Raw genomic sequence first — 5,258 nt, forward strand, 5'->3', positions numbered from 1 at the left:
GAGCGCAAAGGCGCGTGTGAACCCTTTCAGCACCCAATGGCTGTTGCGCCGCTTCTCGATCAGCCCGAAGCGCGAGAAGCGGATCAGGAATTCGCGCACGCTGGTGGTGCCGACGCCGATCTCGCGCGCCAGCTCGAGCTCGTTGATCTGCATGCCGGCTTCGGCGCCGCCGGCGAGCAGCCGGCGCATGAACGAGCGCTCGATGATCTCGGCCAGTGAATCGGTTTCCTCCTCGGGGAAGAAATCCTCGGGCTTCGGCTGCCGCAGCACCGTCTTGTTGCGCTTGTCCCAGGCAATCAGCCCGGTCTCTTCCATGCGCGAAAGTATGCTGCGCACCGTTGTGCGGCTGACCCCGAGCAGCGCGCCGAGCTCCGGCTCGGAGGGCAGGCTCTTGGTTTCGTCGAGCAGTCTCAGACACCTGTTGAAGGCGTCCTTGTAGACATTGTTGCTCTTCGACATGCCCTGCCCCGTATTCCCGGCGCCAGTCTTCCCCGGCGCTTGCTACTGCTGGCCGGAAGCGCGATATGATGGTGCTCCTAACGCAAGCATTCGAAAACGGGAATGTTTTTCGCCGGCTTGCCGAGCGGGGTAACCGCGCACCTGAGAGGTGCGAACGCCACCCCGGTGAAAAAACAATTGACGCTAAAATGTTTTTTCACGATAAAAGACATTACCTTCAAACGGGCGCTTGTCAATCCGCCCGCACTCCCAGGATTACCCAGGACAGCCGCCCGTGACAGTTGCCAATACCATCCTCCTTTCACCCGCCGACAACGTCGCGGTCGCCAATGGCCGCATCGAAATCGGCACGGCGTTGCCCGGCGGCGCGGTCGCGGTGGCGGTCATCGAGCCCGGACATAAGGTCGCGATAAAGCCGATCGCCGCCGGCGAAGCTGTGGTCAAATACGCGCAGGCGATCGGTCGCGCCACTCAGGCCATCGCGCCCGGCGAGCATGTCCATTCGCACAATCTGGTCTTCGAGAGCGGACGTCTGCCCGTGGTGCCGCCGAGCGAGGCCGAGCACGCCACCGAGGCCGACCGCAAGCGCACCTTCATGGGCTATCGCCGCCCGGACGGCCGCGCCGGCACCCGCAACTTCATCGGCATCGTCGCCAGCGTCAATTGCTCGTCGACCGTATGTCACGCCATCGCCGACGAAGCCAACCGGACGCTGTTGCCGAAATACCCCGGCATCGACGGTTTCGTGCCGATCGTCCATGGCCAGGGCTGCGGCATGAGCGCCACCGGCGACGGCATGATGGTGCTGCATCGCACTCTCGCCGGCTATGCCCGCCACCCGAATTTCGGCGGCGTGCTGATGGTGGGCCTGGGCTGCGAGGTCAACCAGCTCACCCTTTACGGACAGAAAGGCGTCGCCGCGGGCAAGCGCCACTTCAACATCCAGGAGGCCGGCGGCTCGCGCAAATCCGTCGAGAAGGCCATGGGTGTGTTGGCCGAGATCGCCGAGGAGGTCGGTCGGCTGCAGCGCGAACCGATCCCGGTGAGTGAGATCGTCGTCGGCCTGCAATGCGGCGGGTCCGACGGCATGTCGGGCATCACCGCCAATCCGGCGCTGGGCGCGGCCGTCGATATCCTTGCCGGCTGCGGCGGCATCGGCATCCTGTCCGAGACGACCGAGATCTACGGCGCCGAGCACCTGCTTGCCTACCGCGCCGCATCGCCCGAAATCGCCGCCAAGCTCGACAGCTATGTGAAGTGGTGGGAGGACCATGTCGCCAAGCATGGCGCTTCGATCGACAACAACCCCTCGCCGGGCAACAAGCGCGGCGGCTTGACCACCATTCTGGAGAAGTCGCTGGGCGCTGTCGCCAAGGGCGGCCAGACGCCGCTCAACGGCGTCTTCGGCTATGCCGAGAAGGTCTCTGGCAGCGGCCTGGTGTTCATGGATACCCCTGGCTACGACCCGGTATCGGCCACGGGACAGGTAGCGGGCGGCGCCAACGTCATCGTCTTCACCACGGGCCGCGGCTCCTGCTTCGGTTGCCGGCCGACGCCGTCGATCAAAGTGGCCACCAACTCGACCATGTATCACCAGATGGAAGAGGACATGGACGTCAATTGCGGCGTCATCGCCTCGGGCGAGAAGACCATCGCCGGCATGGGCCGCGAAATCTTCGAACTGATCATCGAGACGGCTTCCGGCCACAAGACCAAGAGCGAGGCGTTCGGCTACGGCGACAACGAGTTCGTCCCCTGGCATCTCGGCGCGACGCTCTAGATATCGTCAGGACAAGGCCGGTCGAACGGCATAGGGGAGGCTTCGATGAACAAGCGCCGGATCGGCACGACCGCGCTCGACGTCACGGAGATCAGCTTCGGCGGCGCGGCCATTGGCGGACTTTATCGCGCCTGCCCTCGGGAAGCGGCGATGGCGACGCTGGAGACCGCCTGGAACGCCGGGCTGCGTTACTTCGACACCGCGCCCTTTTACGGCTTCGGCCTTTCGGAGCGCCGCACCGGCGATTTCCTGCGCGACAAGCCGCGCTCCTCCTATGTGCTCTCGACCAAGGTCGGCCGGTTGTTCCGCCCAGTGCCGGAAGATCAGGTTCCTGACCACTCCTACATCGATCCGCTGCCCTTCGCGCTCGACTATGACTATTCGTATGACGGCATCATGCGCTCGGTCGAGTTCTCCTACGCGCGGCTCGGCCTCAACAGGATCGACATCCTGTTCGTCCACGATATCGGCGTCTACACGCATGGCGTGGAGAAGACGAAGCTGCATTTCCGCCAGCTGATGGAAGGCGGATTGAAGGCGCTCGAGGAATTGAAGTTGTCGGGCACGATCGCGGCCTACGGCCTCGGCGTCAACGAGGTCCAGATCTGCCTCGACGTGTTGAAGCGCGCACCACTGGACTGCATTCTGCTCGCCAGTCGCTACTCGCTGCTCGACCGCAGCGCCGCCGCCGAACTGCTGCCGCTCTGCCGTGAGAGGCGGACCTCGCTGATCATCGGCGGCGTCTTCAATTCGGGCATCCTGGCAACCGGCCCTGTCGAAGGCGCGCATTTCGACTATCTGCCGGCGACCACGGACATCCTCGACCGCGTTGGCGCGATGCAGGAGATTGCCCGTGAAGGCGGCTATCCGCTGGCAGCCGCGGCGTTCCAGTTTCCGCTGCATGAGCCGGTCGTCGCCTCGGTACTGACCGGCACGGCCAAGCCAGCCAATCTGACGCGCAACCTCGAACTGCTCGACGTAAAGATACCACCAGGCGAGTTTGCGAAATATGATCCCTACACGATCGTCCAGAACCTCGGCTGATTGGAGGAGTCTCGGGTTCACGATCGTGCGATTTGTCGAAGGGAATGAATATTCCATATTGACAGAACAATGGAACCATTGTTCCATAGCTGGAGGAGGAACGGAAGCACCCGAATGCTACGCGGGAGGAGCCAGCAACGCAGATCGCGCTCGCTCGGCATCACGCAAACGGCACCAAACACCGCTTGCATCGGCCAAACCGATGCCCTATCAAAATGCGGTAAATGTTTTTTATTGATAAAGTTCTGTTTGGCCCGCGCCTACCCAGATGGAGCTTCCGCAACCTTCACCGGGCGACTTTAGGGAGGAACCTAATGAAATTCGTGACCAGCCTTCTCAACCGCCGCGCCTTCGTGGCTCTGGCCGCCGCTTCGATGCTCGCCGGCGTCATGCATTCCGCGCCCGCTTCTGCCGCGGACGTGACTATCCCGATCATCGTCAAGGACACCACGTCCTTCTATTGGCAGATCGTCCTGGCCGGCGCGCGCAAGGCCGGCAAGGACCTTGGCGTCAATGTGCCGGAGCTCGGTGCCCAGGCTGAGACCGACGTCAATGGCCAGATATCGATCCTCGAAAACGCCGTCGCCAGCAACCCCGCTGCCATCGTCATCTCGCCGACCGAGTTCAAGGCGCTCGGCAAGCCGATCGACGAGGCGGCATCCAAGGTCAAGGTCATCGGCATCGATTCCGGCGCCGACTCCAAGGCCTTCACGTCCTTCCTGACCACCGACAACGTCCAGGGCGGCCGTGTCGCGGCCGACGGTCTGGCCGCTGCGATCGGCGCCGCCAATGGCGGCAAGGTCGAGGGCAAGGTTGCGCTGATCACCGCGCTGCCCGGCGCCGGCTCGCTCGAGCAGCGCGCCCAGGGCTTCAAGGAAGAACTCAAGGCGAAGTATCCCGGCCTTCAGCTTATCGCCGACAAGTATGCCGACGGCCAGGCTACCACCGGCCTCAACATCGCGACCGACTTGATCACGGCCAATCCGGATCTCAAGGGCATCTTCGCCTCGAACCTGATCATGGCACAGGGCGTCGGACAGGCCATCGCCGAGAACAAGCTCGGTGGCAAGGTGGCGCTGATCGGCTTCGACAGCGACGAGAAGCTGATCAAGTTCCTCAATGACGGCGTCATCTCCGGCCTCGTCGTCCAGGACCCGTACCGGATGGGCTATGACGGCATCAAGACCGCGCTCGCCGCCTCGAAGGGCGAGAAGGTAGAGGCCAATGTCGATACCGGCGCAAACCTGGTCACCAAGGCCAACATGAAAGAGCCGAAGATCGACGCGCTGCTCAACCCGAAGCTCAAGTAGCATTTTCGGCGCCATTTATTTCCGGGGCCTTGTCGCCCCGGAAACACCCCCGGCGAACGGGCTTGGAAATTCGCCGGCTTGCTTTAGGCTTCGCTTTCAAGATGCGCGTTCAAAGACGCATCGCTGCGTGCCCAACGGTTGAGATCAATCTGGGAGGATTGTCATGACGTCGACGGCGCAGGAACTGCATCCGCCTCCCACGCTGGAGCCCGGCAGGACGATCCTCGAGCTGAGAGGGTTGGAAAAGCGCTATCCCGGCACGCATGCGCTGAAGCCCGTCAACCTCGCCTTCAAGGCGGGCGAGATCCACGCGGTCGTCGGCGAGAACGGCGCCGGCAAGTCGACTCTCATAAAACTCCTGACCGGCGTCATGCCGCGCACCACGGGCGAGGTCATCTGGGAAGGCAGGCCCGAGGCGCTCGCCACCCCGCATGAGGCGATGGCGCTCGGCATCAATGCCGTGCACCAGGAAGTGGTGTTGTGCCGCCACCTCACCGTCGCCGCCAACATGTTTCTCGGCGAGGAAAATTCACGCTTCGGCCTCTTGCAGCAGCGCGCCATGGTCAAGGAGGCGCAGAAGATCATCGACGGCCTGGGCTTCGACCTGCCCGCGCATGTCGTGCTGGGCGACCTCACCATCGGCCAGCAGCAACTGATCGCCGCCG

General features: G+C 63.3%; 5 protein-coding genes. 4 read left to right on the forward strand and 1 reads right to left on the reverse strand.

Annotated elements, in window-relative coordinates:
* Positions 1-459 (reverse strand): GntR family transcriptional regulator (locus tag Q0L57_RS05515; protein WP_296739204.1); only part of this gene is annotated, 459 nt, incomplete at its 3' end.
* A 274-nt stretch (positions 460-733) separates the two neighbouring features.
* On the opposite strand from Q0L57_RS05515, the gene Q0L57_RS05520 reads away from it, so the two are divergent.
* The 4 genes from Q0L57_RS05520 to Q0L57_RS05535 all read left to right on the forward strand — a co-directional run.
* The gene (locus tag Q0L57_RS05520) at positions 734-2,239 is read left to right on the forward strand and encodes a UxaA family hydrolase (protein WP_296739207.1); all 1,506 of its coding nucleotides are present in this window, start codon (positions 734-736) and stop codon (positions 2,237-2,239) included.
* 45 nt (positions 2,240-2,284) lie between these two features.
* Positions 2,285-3,283, forward strand: a complete 999-nt coding sequence (locus tag Q0L57_RS05525) for an aldo/keto reductase (protein WP_296739210.1) — start codon at positions 2,285-2,287, stop codon at positions 3,281-3,283.
* A gap of 314 nt (positions 3,284-3,597) precedes the next feature.
* Positions 3,598-4,593, forward strand: a complete 996-nt coding sequence (locus Q0L57_RS05530; RefSeq protein ID WP_296739213.1) for an ABC transporter substrate-binding protein — start codon at positions 3,598-3,600, stop codon at positions 4,591-4,593.
* Between the two features lie 163 nt (positions 4,594-4,756).
* On the forward strand, positions 4,757-5,258 hold a 502-nt coding region (locus Q0L57_RS05535), incomplete at its 3' end, for an ATP-binding cassette domain-containing protein (protein ID WP_296739216.1).

The sequence above is a fragment of the Mesorhizobium sp. genome (assembly GCF_024509055.1).
Classification (GTDB): domain Bacteria; phylum Pseudomonadota; class Alphaproteobacteria; order Rhizobiales; family Rhizobiaceae; genus Mesorhizobium.

Bases quoted from the DNA above. Each gene is read 5' to 3' on its own strand.
- Q0L57_RS05525 (WP_296739210.1), top strand. From the start codon at position 2,285: ATGAACAAGCGCCGGATCGGCACGACCGCGCTCGACGTCACGGAGATC.
- Q0L57_RS05530 (WP_296739213.1), top strand. From the start codon at position 3,598: ATGAAATTCGTGACCAGCCTTCTCAACCGCCGCGCCTTCGTGGCTCTG.